The following is a 16,177-nucleotide window of genomic DNA, read 5'->3' as shown; positions in this document are numbered from 1 at the left end:
AGCGATATGCGGGGCGGGGTGCTTGGGATGGAGTGATCCCGGATATCGCTGCGCTCATCCGGGCTACGTTTGCTACGCTGCTAGCGCCACATGCTGCGCATGCGTTCACGAATATCCATCTGCACATTTTGACTTGGCGTCGGGTGTGCCGCCGGGGACGCCGCCGGCCATGTCTGCCGTTCGAACAGCTTGACCAGATGATCCGGTATGAAGCGCGTCCGGGACGCATAGACATGCCGGTCGCCGCGTGCCTGTTGGCCGTGCACGAAGAAGCGGTGCGGCACAATCAGATGCAGATCGTCCTTGGCGCGCGTCATCGCGACGTAGAGAAGGCGTCGCTCTTCTTCGAGTTCAGCCGTCGTGCCGGCGCCAAGATCAGACGGCATGCAGCCGTCGACGACGTTCAAGGCGAATACCGACTTCCACTCCTGCCCCTTGGCAGAGTGGATCGTGGACAGGATCAGATAGTCCTCGTCGCGCAGTGGTGGCCCGGAGCGATCGCTGGTCGCATCAGGCGGATCGAGCGTGAGCTCGGTCAGAAAGCGCTCGCGGGAAGGATAGCCCGAGGCGATCTGCTCGAGCTGTAGCAGGTCGGCCAGCCGCACCTCGGCATCCTCATGGATTCGCTCCAGATGCGGGGTGTACCAGAACCTGATACGTTCGATATCAACAGGCCATTCCGAATAGCGGATATTGGCGAGCGTTTCGACAAAGTCGCTCCAATCCTGGCCGGCGCGGGGAGGCGTCGGCAGCGCTGCGAGCGCGGAGATCGGATCGGCCATTACGGTGGTTTGATCGAGAATGCGCTGGGCCGACGCCGGGCCGATGCCGGGCAGCAAATGAAGCACGCGGAATCCGGCGACGCGGTCCCGCGGGTTCTCGACGAACCTGAGCAGCGCAAGCACGTCTTTTACGTGGGCGGCGTCCAAAAACTTCAAGCCGCCGAACTTGACGAACGGAATATTGCGCCGCGTCAGCTCGACCTCCAGCGGGCCGCTGTGTGAGGACGTCCGAAACAGGACAGCCTGCTCCTTGAGACGCGATCCTTCCTCGCGGTTCGACAGCACCTGTTCGACGATGTAGCGCGCCTGGTCGGCCTCATCGCGAACCGTGACCAGACGCGGCAACTGCGCCGAATTGCGCTCAGTCCAGAGGTTCTTGGTGAAGCGTTCCCTGGCAAGTCCGATCACGCCATTGGCGGCCGCTAGAACCGGCTGAGTGGAGCGATAATTGCGGTCGAGCGTGACGATCTCTGCTTTTGGGCTGAAGTGATCGGGAAAATCCAGAATGTTTCTGACGGTGGCCGCGCGAAACGAATAGATCGATTGGGCGTCGTCCCCCACCACGGTAAGGCCGCGCCCATCCGGCTTGAGCGCCAGGAGTATCGTCGCCTGCAGCCGATTGGTGTCCTGATACTCGTCGACCATGACATGATCGAACCGGCCGCCGATCTCCTGCGCGATTGCTGGCTCGGAGACCATCTGCGACCACCACAGCAGGAGGTCATCATAGTCGAGCACGTTCTGCTTCTGCTTGGCCTCGACGTAAGCAGCGAACAATTGCTCGAGCGCATCCGCCCATCCCGAACACCAGGGATAATGCTGGCCGAGCACCGTCTCGATCGGCGCCTGTGCGTTCACGCAACGGGAATAGATCGCAAGACAGGTGCCCTTGGTGGGAAAACGAGACTCGGTTCTTGAAAATCCGAGCTCGTGGCGCACCAGGTTGAGCAGATCAGCAGAATCCTCACGATCATGGATGGTGAAGGCCGGATCGAAGCCGATGCGTTCGGCATATTCGCGCAGCAGTCGCGCCCCGATACCATGAAACGTCCCGGCCCAGGTCAGCGCCTCCGTCATGATGCCGGCCTTGTCGCCAAGCACGCGGCGCGCGATGCGTTCGACACGCTGCGTCATCTCGGCGGCGGCACGGCGCGAAAACGTCATCAGCAGCATGCGACGCGGGTCGGCGCCTCTGATGATGAGGTGGGCCACACGATGAGCGAGCGTGTTGGTCTTTCCGGATCCTGCACCGGCAATGACAAGAAGCGGCGAGCCGATGGTTCCATCCGGGCCGATGCCGTGCTCGACAGCCCGGCGCTGCTCCGGATTGAGGCTTTCCAGGTATTGATCGGTATTTTCGGCGAGCACGAATCACCCCATGTCGATCGGAGGATCGGCGGATTCGCTGAAGGTCGCAATGACGGATGTCCGCGGCTCGCCTTCGGCTGATCCGCCCTGCGCTTGCTTCTCCTTGACATGTCAGCGCTCCGCCGCCGGAATGGCGAATAGCGCATAAGCGCCCGTCGCGGTGTCTCACCCGGCGCATAAAAAACAGAGCGGGAGGGTTTTGCGAATGTTTCGCCAGGTCAGCAATTTGGTCAGAAATCTCGCGCTTGCGGCGCTTGCGGCCGCTAGCCTGCTCGGCCCCGGAAACGCGCAAGCGGCCTTTCCGGAGCGGCCGATCACGCTGATCGTGCCGTGGGCCGCCGGTGGCGGCACCGACGCGGTCGCGCGCCAGATCGCGAGCATGCTGGAACGCGATCTCAAGCAGCCGGTGAACGTCGTGAATCGCACGGGCGGATCGGGCGTGGTCGGCCACCAGGCGATCGCCACCGCCGCGCCTGACGATTACACGTTCGGTCTCATCACGCTCGAGATCAACCTGATGCACTGGGTGGGGCTGACCGATCTCACCTTCGAGAAGTATACGCCGATCGCGCTGGTCAACCAGGACCCCGCCGCGATCCATGTGAAGGCGGACTCGCCTTACAAGACCGTCAAGGAACTGTTCGCGCATATCAAGGCGAACCCGAACAAGGTGGTGGCCTCAGGTACGGGGCAGGGCGGAAGCTGGCATGTCGCGCTCGCCGGCCTGATGCAGGCCGACGGCGTTTCGCCCGGCTCGATCCGTTGGGTGCCGTCCACGGGTGCTGCAACCGCGCTGACCGATCTCGCGGCCGGCGGCGTCGACTTCGTCGCGTGCTCGATGCCGGAAGCCGAGGCGCTGCTCAAGGCGGGGCGTATCCGCAGCCTCGTGTTCTTCTCACCCAAGCGCGCGCCGAACTTCCCTGATGTGCCGACCACCGAGGAGGCGACGGGTCACAAGTGGCACAAGGGTGTGTGGCGCGGCTTTGCGGCGCCCAAGGGCCTGCCGAAGGAGATTGCCGCGCAGTACGAGACCGCGATCAAGAAGATCTGGGACAGCGAAGAGTTCAAGGAGTTCATGAACAGGCGCGGCTTCGACATGATCTATCTGGACTCGGCTGGCTTCGCGGAGTTCATGAAGGCGGACAACGAAGACAACGGCAAGGCGCTGAAGTCGCTCGGGCTGGCAAAGTAAGCGAATAGTGAGCGTAGAATAGTGAGCGTAGCCCGGATGAGCCAACGGGTCGCGCGAATGCGCGCCCGATGACAGGCTCTGCGATATCCGGGGCGGTGCTAGAGTTGTCCCGGATGTCGCTTCGCTCATCCGGGCTACTTACTGCTTGCTACTTACTGCTTGCTGACGATATCGCCTCCCGGACCCGGTGCAGATACTCTTCTGCAGTACACCGCAAGGCCCGGACACAAAATCGCGAAAACAACCCCATGCAAAGTAGCGAGCGTAGGGCGGATGACGCCTTCTCGTCCTGCGCTTGCTTGCAAAACCTGCGACGTGTTCTCGCCCTGTGCTTGCAGCGGCGTGCCCGTCAGCCCTGCAGGAGCGTGGGTTGAACAGGGGTGCAGGCCAAGTTAAGCGTCCCCAATGAACCAGCCGACCAGCGGCGGCGATGCTCCAGCCCAAAAACCTGACACCAAACCGGCCCTGCTTGGGGTCGCGTGCGGCGCGGGTGCGGCGCTGTTCTGGGCGCTCGGCTTTGTCGCGACCCGGCACGGGCTGAAGGTCGGCTTCACGCCGCCGGACCTGCTGATGCACCGCTTCGTGTGGTCGGGGCTGGTGTTCCTGCCGCTCGTGCTTCGCGCCGGTATCGCCGATCTCGGCGGCATCGGATGGGGCCGCGGGCTGATGCTGATGGTGCTGGGCGGGCCTGTGATGTCGCTCATCAGCTATACCGGCTTCCTGTTTGTCCCGCTCGGCCATGGCAGCGTCATCCAGCCTTCCAGCGCGACGCTCGGCGGCCTGCTGCTGGCCGCGGTGTTCCTGCGCGAGCGGGTGCCGCCCTCGCGCGTGATGGGGGCGGTCGTCATCGTCGGCGGACTTGGGGTGATCGGCGCCGAGTCGATCGGCCATATTGGTTCAGATGGCGTGCTGGGTGATTTGCTGTTCGTGATGACCGGATTGATGTTCGCCGCGTTCGGCACGCTGCTGCGCCATTGGCGCGTCTCGGCGTTCTCGGCCGCCACCGTCATCAGCGTGGTGTCGCTGGCGCTGCTGCCGCTCTATGCGGCCTTTGGCGGGTTTGCCCGCGTGGCGGCGCTGGGCTGGGCTGAAAACGCGCTGCAGGCGCTGGCACAGGGCATCCTGGCCGGCCCCGCTGCGCTGTATCTGTTCGCATTCTCGGTCCAGACCATCGGCGTCGCCCGCGCCGCGGTGTTCCCCGCGACCGTTCCGGCGCTGACGATCCTCGCCGGCTGGCTCCTGCTCGGCGAGCCCCCGACCGCGTTGCAGGCAGCGGGACTGGTCACGGTGCTGTTCGGATTCTATCTGGCGCAAAGGCAGCGGTGAAGATTAGGCCTGATCGCGAGAGAGCGGCGGATTACGCTGCGCCAATCCGCCTACGAGCTGATCAACCTGTTAGAGGCTGCGGCCAACGCAAGGCCGAGCCGGCATGCCGCGTGCGTGTCTCGCAATGGAACCCAACAGCAACGGTAGCTCGTTCCTCCGGTCTTGGCATCGGCCGCTGAAGATTCGCGTGAGATATTTTTTTGAAGGAGGCACTCACTTGGTTTGGGTGTAGAATTGATGCCGGTTGCCCACTACAGGAGGTAAGCCATGAACAGGCTCTATGCTCTCGCGTCGGTTGGGTTCTGCGTCGCTTCGGCAGCCCTCACCACCACATCGGCATCGGCTCTTCCCACCGAGGAAATCCCGAAGACCGAACCAGAGTACATCGCCAAGGTGAAGACCGCCGCTCCGGCGTCGGTGGTGAACAATGCAACCATCACCATGCCGCAGCCGGATGGATCTTCCAAGACGATCCAAACCGGCTCGAACGGCTTCACTTGCTTTATCGGAAATGACGGAACGCCCGAATGCGATGACGAGAACGCCATGGAATGGCGCAAGGCTCTGCAGGCCAAACAGACTCCGCCGAACAAGATTGGCCTCATTTTCATGCTCGACGGTGACACCGGCACGAGCAATCATGATCATGCCGAACGGCACACGCACAAGCATTGGGTCCAGACCGGGCCGCATGTGATGATCGTCGGCGGCGCAGCACGCGAGATGCTCAGTCCCTATCCGCGCGATCTGGATGTCAAGGACCCGACGCAGCCCTACATCATGTTCCCCGGCAAACCCAACGAGCACCTGATGATCCCGGTACACTCGGAACCGATAACGACGGGCAGTGCGCGGTAACGCGCGCGAATTCCGCCGCGCCTGAGGCCAACGGCACGGCGGGGCGCGCAAGCGCGAAGCAAACGCATTGTTAAGAAGTGGCTCGCGCTGATTTGTGCGATTCCGATTCGTTCTTTGCGAACAGAATGGAGTCGGATGGAGAACAAAACTGCGTCCGCATAACATGCGGCGTCAAAAGGTCATATTACGGTGAAAGCGCATTTAATCACCGTTGGGCACCCATGCTGCCTTGCTAGCGGCTTTCCGAATTAAGTGCACTGTCACCGTAATTGGAAGGCGCTGAAGTCGCTCGGGCTGGCAAAGTAAGTGAATGAAGTGAGTGGATAGCGAGCAGGGCGGGTTAGCCAAGCGTAACCCGCTGACTCGGTTCGCGCAGAACGGCGGATTATGCCTTCGGCTAATCGTCCTTGCGGGCTAGCGTTTGCTCTCGCTCAGTCGTGTCATCGCTGCCTTTACTTTGAGGGCGTAGTTGTCGGCTTGTTGTTTCTCTGCCATGACAGGTCGAGAGGTGATGTCAGTGATCTCTAGAACGACTTCGCTAATGGGCTTGCGCGACATAGGCATAAGCATCTCCCACTGAATAAATCGCATTGAACGCATTCGGGGATGAGGAGCGGGAAGCGCGAAATCGAACTGGCCTCTTCTTGGAACCCAGCGCTCCACCATTGAGCTACACCCGCCGAGAGCCGAAAACTAAGCCGCCAGGCAGAGGGCAATTCGCCTGGCGGCTTCGCTGGCGTGGACCCGGATGACCTGGGGAAATCGTCCGGTAATCGGAATCTATTCGGCTTGCGTAGTGTAGCAACCAAACTCGCGCGTTAAGCTTGATGTGCGCTCTGCAGGTTAATTCTGGAACCCGCCATCGGCCGCTAGGCGCTTGAACTGCCGCTTCATCGCATTGACCCTGACGATATAGGCTGTGACGAGATGATCGCCGCACCGCTCGCCGGACATCATTTGAAAGTTGCGGCGCGCGAAGGCTGTGGCGGGACCCCCGCCGCAAAGATGGATAAACGCGGCGAGATCCTGCTTCTGCTGCAGGCTTGCCGACACATCGGGGACGCGGGCGAGAACCGCCGCGACATTGCGAGCCAGATACACGGACGCGAGCTCAATGGCATGGCTCGGGATCGCGCGGATAGTGAGGCTGGTGAACCCGCAGCCGGTATTTGTGACCGCATTCTCTCGGACACAGGACCGCGCGGCCTCGGCGTAGGCCGCATCGGTCATCTGGAAGAGGCCGACGGCGCTGGAGGCGGGCTGGTAAATCGCGAAAGGATTCAGGCTTAATCGCCAGCGCCAGTAGGTGCGCGCCACCGGGTTGCCTGAACTCTCGACCTGCGCCAGCGCGGCCAGCAATTCGGGCGTGATCGTACTGGTGGAATAGGCGCGGAAGAGCGGCCCGTATTGCCGCCACGTCTCGGCCGGCTCCTTGTCGAGCGCGTCGCCAACGAAGGCAAACAGCTCAGTCGGCTTGCGGATCACCTGATAGACAAGGTTCGTCAGCGCGACGAGCACAAGCAGGATCGCCACGACGCCAACGATCCGGGCCGCCCGCGGTGCTCTCGCGACCTTCCGTCGCGCCCATCGTGCACCGCGCCGCCAGCGGCGGAGGCGTGGGAAGCTCTTGCTTTTTCTTGACATGCGTCTTTTGGGGGCAAGTAGGGCACAATAACGAAACGTGTCGCGCTGACGATCTTCTATCTGGATTCGGCTGGCTTCGCGGAGTTCATGAAGGCGGACAACGAGGACAACGGCAAGGCGCTGAAGTCGCTCGGGCTGGCGAAGTAAGATTGGGACTATTTCTTTAGCATAGCAGCGAGCCCGATGAGGGCTCCAATGATGCCGATAGCGAGCGTTGCCCACGTACGGAAATTTTCCGAACGCTCCTTCTGCTCTTTGCGAACTGCTGAGCGCAGGGCTGCCAACGTTTCCTCGTCAAAATAGCTGAAACGCTTGTCTAACTTCGAACGAATGTAAGCTTGGTCGTTCGGCGTAGGAAGCAAGTAACGCTGCGCTTGATCAAGCCAGTAATCGCTCTCGAGTATTGCGATACGCTCGTCCATTTCGCGATTCAATTTGACGGTGTTGAGTATCTCTTCCCTTATTACTTCTTTGTCCGGAATCTCGCCGGTCTCATGCGCAACTTCGCGAAGCGCCTCGTACGTCACGCCTATGTATTGGTTCTTTAGCCGCTGGAGCTGGCGAATCTTCCAGTTGAGCCGCAATTTCTCGAACATGGTGAGTGCTCAGGCAGTTGGTGTGTTTGTGTCCCGATGACATGGTCACAGTTTGCCGGTTGCGCCAGAAAGCCGTGGAGCAGCAAGCGACTGCAGTCAATTGTGCTTGCTGACTGATACAACTCGTGGAACGGTTCGAGCTATACTTAACTCGCGTAGGGCTGACTAGACTAACGAATCCGCCCTACGCTTGGTCGGGTGAGAAGGATGAACGTCATGGCTTCGCCGGCTTCGGCATGTTGAACAGCATCAGGGTCACGATGATATCCCGTTGTTTGTCCTCGGGATGGCTGAAGACGTATCTAAACCTAGTCTCGCCTTCCTTGGTTGGTCCCGATTTATAGTGCTGATGATCCTTCATCGACCGCTGAGCTTCTGAAATAACATTCGTGAAGTCCATGTTGCGATTGAAGACGATGAGGGCGGTTCGGGTATCCCTCCACGTCGTGTATCCCAAGAGCTGGTCAGCCGTTTCGATCATGGCTTTATAGCCTCCCCAAAACTTGCACTCGGCCACAAATACGTTCTTGTTCTCATGTCGGATGAGAATGTCTGTTTGTCCAATGTGGTTGAACGTTTCGCCCGTGGCCTCGCCTTGGTATTGGCCGTTCAATTGCACGAGGTAGTGAACCCTGATGTCCTCTTCGCCGGCATTTGCGAATACCGAAGGGCTGCGCTCCATGACCAGAGACATGCTCGCGCAGATTCTCAGAATATTTTGGTAATCCTCTTCGCCCAGGACAAAAGACTTCTCCGTCGCGCGTTGTACGGGTTGAGAAGCGATAGGCTTGGGCTTGTCAGGTAGCTTGTAGGTTTGGGGTGCGTTGGCAACCTGACGGAGGGGAAACTTGATGCCCTCCGTTGTTTGGCGAGTCCGCTCCGCAATTTGGTGCCGTCTGTCGAGCCGGGGACGAATGAAGGTTGGAAGCGCTGTATTATACCGCTTGCAGTTCTCCCGAAGTCGCCTCAGGGCATCTTCCAAGGTCTCGATGTCCTGCGTGAACTTCTGGGTGATTGATTCCGCTGTGAACCACGCACCGGCGGCATAAACCATGACCTCGGTGTCGGTTGTTGCACCAACAACGCTCAGTCTCGGCGGTACTGGAGGCATGTAGTAAAACATATGCTGCTGACCGGTGTAGGGAACGTGGAGGGTGTGAACCCGGCCCGGTACCCCGATCTGAACGTCGGTAAAGTTGGGGTTGGGAACACGACGCTCAGGAACCGTCGCATCTTCAAAGGTTCTGTCCACTCGGGTCAGGTCGAGCACCGGCACCTGAATCAAACTGGCCTCGGCAATCTGCTGGGTCAAAACATCCAGTGAGGCCGCCAAGACCTGTGCATCGGTCAGCTTGTTGATGGTGTCTTCAATATTGCGATTTGTATTATCAAACAGGACCGAAAGAGGCGTCCCCGCAAATAGCTGTTGTGCCATGGGAATCTCGACGAGTTGAAACACTTGCGAATAGCATCTTTCTCGTGTGCCCGGTAAAAAAAGCTGATACTCGGGATTGTCTCGCGGGGGAGAGAACCAATGGCTATTCCAATGGAGATCGTAGATTGGTTTCGGGGCGTTTTTGCCGACGCAAACAGGCGTCTGGCAGAAAAAATGTTGAACGCTCCAGCGACACCCGAGCCAACCTTCGATCTGACGTTCATTGAGCACCTTACGAACTACGCTGCACCGCGGAAGTTTAAGTCAGATTGGGCAATTCGGATCGACACCCACTATTTGGGTGGACTGCGACACTTCCGAAGCTGGGAAGTGGCAGACATCGGCGTGTTCGTATTTTTCACGAAGGGTGGGCGGATGGTCAGGCGCAAAGTGGCGCTACTCCAATCGAAGCGACTATTTCCGACCACCGGAGATGTGGATCACCTGGAGGAATACGACTATCGAGTAGGGATGGCGCGCATCGGGGCTCGTGATGCCGACCTGGCCTCGATGATGTCTCAGCGCAAGTTCTCCTTCACGAAGGCCAGCAAGTATCAGTCACTCACGAAAGAATCAGATCAGGTCGAAGCCATCCGTGGGCACATGGAGTCCTACAAGATTCCAATTCACTACCTGTTTTACAATCCGCCGCAGTTGGTGACGAACGTCGTCCTCCCGCTGACGGAGTATTCTAAGCTGGGAGAGAAAGATAACTACCTCGGCGCGAGGGTTATCCCTACGGAGGATCTGCACAAGGCTCTGGCCGGCAAAGCTAAAAGCTATAGCCCAACACTTGGCGATACCAGAAAGATTATGAGCGACGACGAGTATGGATGGCGCCTTGAATATTTTATGGCTGATCTCCTTTTGGGCTGCAAAGGCGGCTTCCGATTTACAAACAACGATGAGGTGCCGATCCAATCGATCTTTTATCGGCGCTCGGGCCCGATTGCAGCGGCGATAGCGGTCACAGTTGAAATGCCGGAAGACGCCGAACTTCCTGAGTAGTTGCCAAGACGCGTTATACTGTGTGCATAGTGGTGACGGAAAGAAATCTCGACGGGGGCGGGATAAGGAAGAGCCGAACGCAATAGGTCGGCCTCGAAGGAAGCTCGAAGACCTTCACCCGGATTGGCGGGAGTTCATGCGCGCCCTGTATAACGGCGGTGCATCCGATGCCGAGGTCAGCGAGAAAGGCAGATTAGAGAAGCGTAACCCGCCAACTTGGTCACTTGGAACGGCGGATTACGCCTTCGGCTAATCCGCCCTACGCTAGTAGTCGGACGGGCTGCATCCATGATGAATATTCGGACCGGCTCTCAAGGGTATCTTGGTTTGGCCATCCGGGCTGCTTGCTAAAGGTATGGAGTATGATCAGGAATCAAACGCGCTTCTTTCGGGTATCTTTTCAAGATCCGGTTGGCTTGGACTTTGACAGACCGCGGCAACTTGTCTTTGGGAAATCGAAGTGCTCCCGATAAGGACCTCACAGCGACATCAAAAGGCACGTCAAAGAACGGCGGCCACGGGCCTTTGTCGTCATCCGAGTTCAGTATCAAGAATAGTAGGCCGCTTTGATAACCCAGCGCATAAGCGGCGTTCCAATAATCCTTCGCGGCAGATAACTCTTCTATGCGATGCTCATAGCTGTGAACGCGGGCCTGAACCGCCATCTGCGAATGGTATTCACCCGTTCTTCGCATCCTGATTATCCGTTGTAGGGCATGGATCAGCCCATCTTGATAGCTCAGTATAAAAATAAGAAGGGGGTGTTGCGTGCGAATAAACGCATCGGCCGTTTTGTTGTGGGCCTCAGCAATATCGTCGAGCAAATCCGCACAAGCGGCAAAAGCTTGATCGCGCGTAATCCTGCACCTTTCGGTCAACTTCTCCCGTGCTATCTCGAAGAAGAGCGATCCATCCGTTTGGATAGGAATCAAGGGAGCAGGAGCCCTTCCGAGTTTCTCAAGATCTATCTTCGGTGCAACAAAATACGACTGACGCAGATTTCCCTGCATTAGCCGCGCTATGTTGCGGAGCAGTCGAAGGTAATTTTCGTCCGACAGAGAATATCCAACGTAGACAACTGTTTTGCGGGCGATCAAGGATTTCAGTTGAGCGCCCAGCGGGCCGTCGTTCAGCCGCTTGAATGACTGAGTGTAGTCGTCAGTCGTCGCAACGATTGATCCAAAATTTGTTATTGAACCATGGATCTTCATCACGCGCCTTTTTGATGCGTCCCAAAAGGCTAAATCGCTGTCGTAAACAAACGGATCAAAGTTGCATTCACTTTCAAAGAAATCGTCCCAATTCGTAGTGATCACATCCTTGATCATGTAGAGAGGGGCTATCGATCGATGGAAGCGAGTCATCGGGCGAAGGAAGCCATCGAACGAGCGAAAGTAATCAAAGCGACGTTTGATTTTCTCCAGAAGCTTAATCCGGCCGTCAGGTTGCGCGCAGAATGCATCCATTAGCTCTGGAAATGACAGATCAGAAGTGGTTGCTAAGCTCGCTCGTATCTCTTCATATAAGGTGGACTGACAGTGCACCTTATTCTCAGTGCTTATTCCCGCACCCGCAAATAGTACAACCTCTCCCTCTGCGATTTTATCAAGAAGATGATCCGGAAAATCGAAATCGATTTCGTTGCGGCAGAATGCGCAGACGCAGTCATTCGGATGGAGTTTCTTCATGGCCTGCCATGGTTGGAGGCCCCCTAAATCAGGTCATTGATTCAGGGGGCCCAAAAGCTAAGAACACCCCGTCGTGCTTCCACACGTATCGCACTTCATGCAGGTCCCATTCCGCACCAGCGTGAAGTTGCCGCATTCCGAGCACATCTCGCCTTCGTAGCCCTTGGCCTTGGCTTCCGCGCGGCGTTCGGCCTTGCTGGGGGCGACCGCCACGGCGGCGCTGCCGGCCTTGCTCCATTGCAGGGCTCCCAGCTTTTCTGTCGGGGACAGGTCGTGCTGGGATTCCTGCCTTAACGCCACGGCGCCTTCGTGCGCGTCGGAGGCGCGGGCGCTGGGGCCGTGTCCGGCGATCGCGGTGACGTTGTGGGAGCCGCGGGCATCCACGTCGCCGCCGCGCATCACCACCAGATTATCCGTGCGCGAGCGGGTCAGGCCCTTGGACAGATACTTGGTGGCCTGTTGGCCCTGGTCGGACGGCTCCTTGCCTTCCTCGACGCCCTTGCCGAGCGCGTCGAAATTCGACTCGGTCGGATCGACATGGGCGAGGTCGAAGCGCGACATGTAGCTGACCGCGAGCTCGCGGAACACATAGTCGAGGATCGAGGTCGCGTACTTGATGCTGTCGTTGCCCTGCACGGGGCCCGCCGGCTCGAAGCGGGTGAAGGTGAAGGCGTCGACATATTCCTCCAGCGGCACGCCGTATTGCAGGCCGAGCGAGACGGCGATCGCAAAATTGTTGATGAAGGAGCGGAGTGCTGCGCCTTCCTTGTGCATGTCGATGAAGATCTCGCCGAGACGGCCGTCGTCATATTCGCCGGTGCGCAAGTAGACCTTGTGGCCGCCGACCACCGCCTTCTGGGTGTAGCCCTTGCGTCGGTCCGGCATCTTCTCGCGCTCGCGCATCACGACGATGCGCTCGACCAGCTTCTCGACGATCTTTTCCGAGACCTGCGCAGTGCGCGCGGCCATCGGTTTCTCGTAGAGCGCCTCCACCGCATCGTCCTCGTCGTCATCGTCGGCGATGAGCTGCGAGTTCAAGGGCTGGGAGAGCTTCGAGCCGTCGCGGTAGAGCGCGTTGGCCTTCAGCGCGAGCTTCCAGGACAAGAGATACGCCGCCTTGCAATCCTCGACGGTGGCGTCGTTCGGCATGTTGATGGTCTTGCTGATCGCGCCCGAGATGAACGGCTGCGACACCGCCATCATGCGGATGTGGCTCTCGACCGACAGATAGCGCTTGCCGATCTTGCCGCAGGGGTTGGCGCAGTCGAACACCGGATAGTGTTCGGCCTTCAGATGCGGGGCGCCTTCCACCGTCATCGCGCCGCAGATGTGCACGTTCGCGGCCTCGATCTCACGTTTGCTGAAGCCGAGGGCGGCCAGCAGGTCGAAGCCGGGGGCCGCGATCGTCTCGGCCGAGAGGTTCAGCGTGTCGCGCAGGAAGTCTTCGCCAAAGGTCCACTTGTTGAAGGCGAACTTGATGTCGAAGGCGGTCGGCAACGCCTTTTCCACTTTGGCCAGCGCTTCGTCGGTGAAGCCTTTGGCCTTCAGCGTGGTGAGGTTGATGCCGGGCGCGTTGGAGAGCGAGCCGTGGCCGACGGCGTAGGCTTCGATCTCCGCAATAAGCGCTTCGCTGTAGCCGAGCGCGCGCAGCGCTTCGGGCACGGCCTGGTTGATGATCTTCCAGTAGCCGCCGCCGGCGAGCTTCTTGAACTTCACCAGCGCAAAGTCAGGCTCGATGCCGGTGGTGTCGCAATCCATCACGAGGCCGATGGTGCCGGTCGGCGCCACCACTGTCGTCTGCGCGTTGCGGAAGCCGTTGGCTTCGCCAAGCGTCAGCGCGTCGTCCCAGGCTTTGGTCGCGTGCGCGATCACGTCTCCTTGCGGGCAGGAGGCGTGGTCGAGCGGCACCGGGTTGACCGACAGCGCTTCATAGCCCGAGGCGTGGCCATGGGCGGCGCGGCGGTGGTTGCGGATCACGCGCAGCATGTGCTGGGTGTTCTTCTTGTAGCCGGGGAAGGTGCCGAGCTCGGCCGCCATCTCGGCCGAGGTCTTGTAGGCGATGCCGGTCATCACAGCGGTCAGCGCGCCGCACAGCGAACGGCCTTCCTTGGAGTCGTAGGGAAGCCCCATGGTCATCAGGAGGCCGCCGATGTTGGCAAAGCCGAGGCCCAGCGTGCGGAACTCGTAGGAGAGTTCGGCGATCGCCTTCGACGGGAATTGCGCCATCATCACGGAGATTTCGAGCACGATGGTCCAGAGCCGGCACAGGTGCTCATAGGCCTCGACGTCGAACCGTTTTGTCGTCGTCGAATAGAAGGTCAGCAGATTGGCGGAGGCGAGGTTGCACGCCGTGTCGTCCAGGAACATGTATTCCGAGCACGGGTTCGACGCGCGGATGTCGCCGGACGCCTTGCAGGTGTGCCAGTCGTTCATCGTGGTGTTGAAGTGCAGGCCGGGATCGGCCGAGGCCCAGGCGGCGTGGCCGATCTTTTCCCAGAGCTCGCGCGCCTTGAGGGTCTTGGTGATCTTCTTGTTGGTGCGGCCGATCAGATTCCACTCGCCGTCGGTTTCGACAGCGCGAAGGAAGTCGTCCTTCAGCGAGACCGAGTTGTTGGAGTTCTGGCCGGAGACCGTGAGGTAGGCTTCCGAATCCCAATCGGTATCGTAGATCGGGAAGTCGATGTCCTTGTAGCCTTGCTTGGCGAACTGGATCACCCGCTTGATGTAATTGTCGGGCACCAGCGCGCGGCGCGCCAGCTTGATCTCGCGGCGGAGGGCAGGGTTCTTCTCGGGATCGAAGCAGTCATCGCCCGAGCCTTCGCAGTTCACGCAGGCCTTCAGCACGGCCTTGAGGTGCTTCTGGTTGATCTTGGAGCCGGTGACCAGCGCGGCGACCTTCTGCTCCTCCTTCACCTTCCAGTCGATATAGGTCTCGATGTCGGGATGATCGACGTCGACCACGACCATCTTGGCCGCGCGGCGCGTGGTGCCGCCGCTCTTGATGGCTCCCGCGGCGCGATCACCGATCTTGAGGAAAGACATCAGGCCGGACGAGCGGCCGCCGCCGGAAAGGCGCTCGCCTTCGCCGCGCAGGCGCGAGAAGTTGGAGCCGGTGCCGGAGCCGTATTTGAACAGGCGCGCCTCACGCACCCAGAGGTCCATGATGCCGCCCTCGTTGACGAGGTCGTCCTCGATGCCCTGGATGAAGCAGGCGTGCGGCTGCGGGTGCTCGTACGCCGACTTGGATTTCGTCAGTTTGCCGGTCTTCCAGTCGACGTAATAGTGGCCCTGGCCGGGGCCATCGATGCCGTAAGCCCAATGCAGCCCGGTGTTGAACCATTGCGGCGAGTTCGGCGCGACCATCTGCTTGGCGAGCTGGTAGCGCAGCTCGTCGTAAAACGCCTGCGCGTCTTCATCGGACGAGAAATAGCCGCCCTTCCAGCCCCAATAGGTCCAGCAGCCGGCGAGGCGATCGAACACCTGCTTGGCGCTGGTCTCGCCGACATAGCGCTCGCTTTCAGGCAGCAGGGCGAGGGCCTCGGTGTCCGGCACCGAGCGCCACAGCCACGACGGGACGGTCTCTTCCTCGACCTTCTTCAGGCGCGCGGCGACGCCGGCTTTCCGGAAGTATTTCTGCGCCAGCACGTCGGAGGCGACCTGCGACCAGAACTGGGGCACTTCGACATTTTCGAGCCGAAACACGACCGAACCGTCGGGGTTGCGGATCTCCGATGTCGTCAGCCTGAAATCAATCCCTGCATAGGGTGACTGGCCGGAAGTGGTGTTGCGCCGTTCGATTCGCATAGTTGTCGTGCCCCGTCTTGCCCGGTCCGCATTTCCTGCGGTTGCCGGATGTTTCTGTGAGCGAACCTTCGGGACCATGGTTGAAGACAACCTTGGCCCTTGAGATCCGCAAGCTCTACCGGTGAACCCGGCCCTGTTTCTGTCTTCGCCACCCCAAGGGCTCGTCCCGCCTTTCGGCAAGGCCAGCCCCTTCCTTCGTTTGAGCATGGTCTGTTCGGAAAACCGGTACCCACTTTTCCGGACCATGCTCCCAACTCAACGCCGCGCGTCGTCGCCTTGAGCCATTCGGCTCGTTTTTTAAGGCCCGGATCGCCCCCGAATTTTGGGCAGACAAGCCCTCGATCCGTGCCTCAACCGGCTGACGGAGTGCTCGTTCGGAACCCATTTGGGAGCGATCGGCGGGACCCAGAACTTAACTCGCGCCGTCCAGCAATAAGGCTAGGCCAAACCCGTTGCGCCCGTCAAGGAGTAGTACG

At 59.7% G+C, this 16,177-nt stretch carries 11 protein-coding genes; 4 read left to right on the top strand and 7 right to left on the bottom strand.

Annotated elements, in window-relative coordinates; all coding sequences use genetic code 11:
• Positions 1 to 80: 80 nt before the first annotated feature.
• Positions 81 to 2,150, bottom strand: coding sequence for an ATP-dependent helicase (locus tag V1292_RS27195; RefSeq protein ID WP_334375693.1), 2,070 nt, complete (start codon positions 2,148 to 2,150; stop codon positions 81 to 83).
• A gap of 205 nt (positions 2,151 to 2,355) precedes the next feature.
• On the opposite strand from V1292_RS27195, the gene V1292_RS27190 reads away from it, so the two are divergent.
• The 3 genes from V1292_RS27190 to V1292_RS27180 all read left to right on the top strand — a co-directional run bounded on the left by V1292_RS27190 (position 2,356) and on the right by V1292_RS27180 (position 5,526).
• Positions 2,356 to 3,342, top strand: coding sequence for a tripartite tricarboxylate transporter substrate binding protein (locus V1292_RS27190; RefSeq protein ID WP_334375692.1), 987 nt, complete (start codon positions 2,356 to 2,358; stop codon positions 3,340 to 3,342).
• A 405-nt stretch (positions 3,343 to 3,747) separates the two neighbouring features.
• Positions 3,748 to 4,668 (top strand): DMT family transporter, encoded by a 921-nt coding sequence (locus V1292_RS27185; protein ID WP_334375691.1) that lies wholly within the window; start codon positions 3,748 to 3,750, stop codon positions 4,666 to 4,668.
• Positions 4,669 to 4,935: 267 nt separating this feature from the next.
• Entirely contained in the window at positions 4,936 to 5,526 is a 591-nt protein-coding gene (locus V1292_RS27180) for a hypothetical protein (RefSeq protein WP_334375690.1), read from the top strand.
• Positions 5,527 to 5,940: 414 nt separating this feature from the next.
• Here the strand turns inward: V1292_RS27180 and V1292_RS27175 are convergent, their stop codons facing one another.
• The 4 genes from V1292_RS27175 to V1292_RS27160 all read right to left on the bottom strand — a co-directional run bounded on the left by V1292_RS27175 (position 5,941) and on the right by V1292_RS27160 (position 9,201).
• Positions 5,941 to 6,090, bottom strand: coding sequence for a hypothetical protein (locus V1292_RS27175; protein ID WP_334375689.1), 150 nt, complete (start codon positions 6,088 to 6,090; stop codon positions 5,941 to 5,943).
• 279 nt (positions 6,091 to 6,369) lie between these two features.
• The gene (locus V1292_RS27170) at positions 6,370 to 7,170 is read right to left on the bottom strand and encodes a transglycosylase SLT domain-containing protein (RefSeq protein ID WP_334377178.1); all 801 of its coding nucleotides are present in this window, start codon (positions 7,168 to 7,170) and stop codon (positions 6,370 to 6,372) included.
• A 155-nt stretch (positions 7,171 to 7,325) separates the two neighbouring features.
• Complete coding sequence (locus V1292_RS27165; RefSeq protein ID WP_334375688.1) at positions 7,326 to 7,766, bottom strand: hypothetical protein; 441 nt, start codon at positions 7,764 to 7,766, stop codon at positions 7,326 to 7,328.
• A 214-nt stretch (positions 7,767 to 7,980) separates the two neighbouring features.
• On the bottom strand, positions 7,981 to 9,201 hold the full coding sequence (locus V1292_RS27160) for a hypothetical protein (protein WP_334375687.1): 1,221 nt from the start codon (positions 9,199 to 9,201) through the stop codon (positions 7,981 to 7,983).
• A gap of 99 nt (positions 9,202 to 9,300) precedes the next feature.
• Here V1292_RS27160 and V1292_RS27155 point away from each other — a divergent pair, with 99 nt between their 5' ends.
• Positions 9,301 to 10,209: a hypothetical protein gene (locus V1292_RS27155; RefSeq protein ID WP_334375686.1), complete on the top strand. Its 909-nt coding sequence runs from the start codon at positions 9,301 to 9,303 to the stop codon at positions 10,207 to 10,209.
• A gap of 347 nt (positions 10,210 to 10,556) precedes the next feature.
• Here the strand turns inward: V1292_RS27155 and V1292_RS27150 are convergent, their stop codons facing one another.
• Positions 10,557 to 11,897 (bottom strand): SIR2 family protein, encoded by a 1,341-nt coding sequence (locus V1292_RS27150; protein WP_334375685.1) that lies wholly within the window; start codon positions 11,895 to 11,897, stop codon positions 10,557 to 10,559.
• A 57-nt stretch (positions 11,898 to 11,954) separates the two neighbouring features.
• Positions 11,955 to 15,701 (bottom strand): vitamin B12-dependent ribonucleotide reductase, encoded by a 3,747-nt coding sequence (locus V1292_RS27145; protein WP_334375684.1) that lies wholly within the window; start codon positions 15,699 to 15,701, stop codon positions 11,955 to 11,957.
• Between the last annotated feature and the right edge of the window lie 476 nt (positions 15,702 to 16,177).

It is taken from the genome of Bradyrhizobium sp. AZCC 1719 (assembly GCF_036924525.1).
GTDB lineage: Bacteria > Pseudomonadota > Alphaproteobacteria > Rhizobiales > Xanthobacteraceae > Bradyrhizobium.
This window is presented reverse-complemented; position numbering and strand designations above follow the sequence as displayed.

Excerpts from the sequence above, each read along its gene's own strand:
- V1292_RS27190 (WP_334375692.1), top strand. The coding sequence starts at position 2,356 with ATGTTTCGCCAGGTCAGCAATTTGGTCAGAAATCTCGCGCTTGCGGCG.
- V1292_RS27185 (WP_334375691.1), top strand. The coding sequence starts at position 3,748 with ATGAACCAGCCGACCAGCGGCGGCGATGCTCCAGCCCAAAAACCTGAC.
- V1292_RS27180 (WP_334375690.1), top strand. The coding sequence starts at position 4,936 with ATGAACAGGCTCTATGCTCTCGCGTCGGTTGGGTTCTGCGTCGCTTCG.
- V1292_RS27175 (WP_334375689.1), bottom strand. The coding sequence starts at position 6,090 with ATGCCTATGTCGCGCAAGCCCATTAGCGAAGTCGTTCTAGAGATCACT.
- V1292_RS27170 (WP_334377178.1), bottom strand. The coding sequence starts at position 7,170 with ATGTCAAGAAAAAGCAAGAGCTTCCCACGCCTCCGCCGCTGGCGGCGC.
- V1292_RS27165 (WP_334375688.1), bottom strand. The coding sequence starts at position 7,766 with ATGTTCGAGAAATTGCGGCTCAACTGGAAGATTCGCCAGCTCCAGCGG.
- V1292_RS27160 (WP_334375687.1), bottom strand. The coding sequence starts at position 9,201 with ATGGCACAACAGCTATTTGCGGGGACGCCTCTTTCGGTCCTGTTTGAT.
- V1292_RS27155 (WP_334375686.1), top strand. The coding sequence starts at position 9,301 with ATGGCTATTCCAATGGAGATCGTAGATTGGTTTCGGGGCGTTTTTGCC.
- V1292_RS27150 (WP_334375685.1), bottom strand. The coding sequence starts at position 11,897 with ATGAAGAAACTCCATCCGAATGACTGCGTCTGCGCATTCTGCCGCAAC.
- V1292_RS27145 (WP_334375684.1), bottom strand. The coding sequence starts at position 15,701 with ATGCGAATCGAACGGCGCAACACCACTTCCGGCCAGTCACCCTATGCA.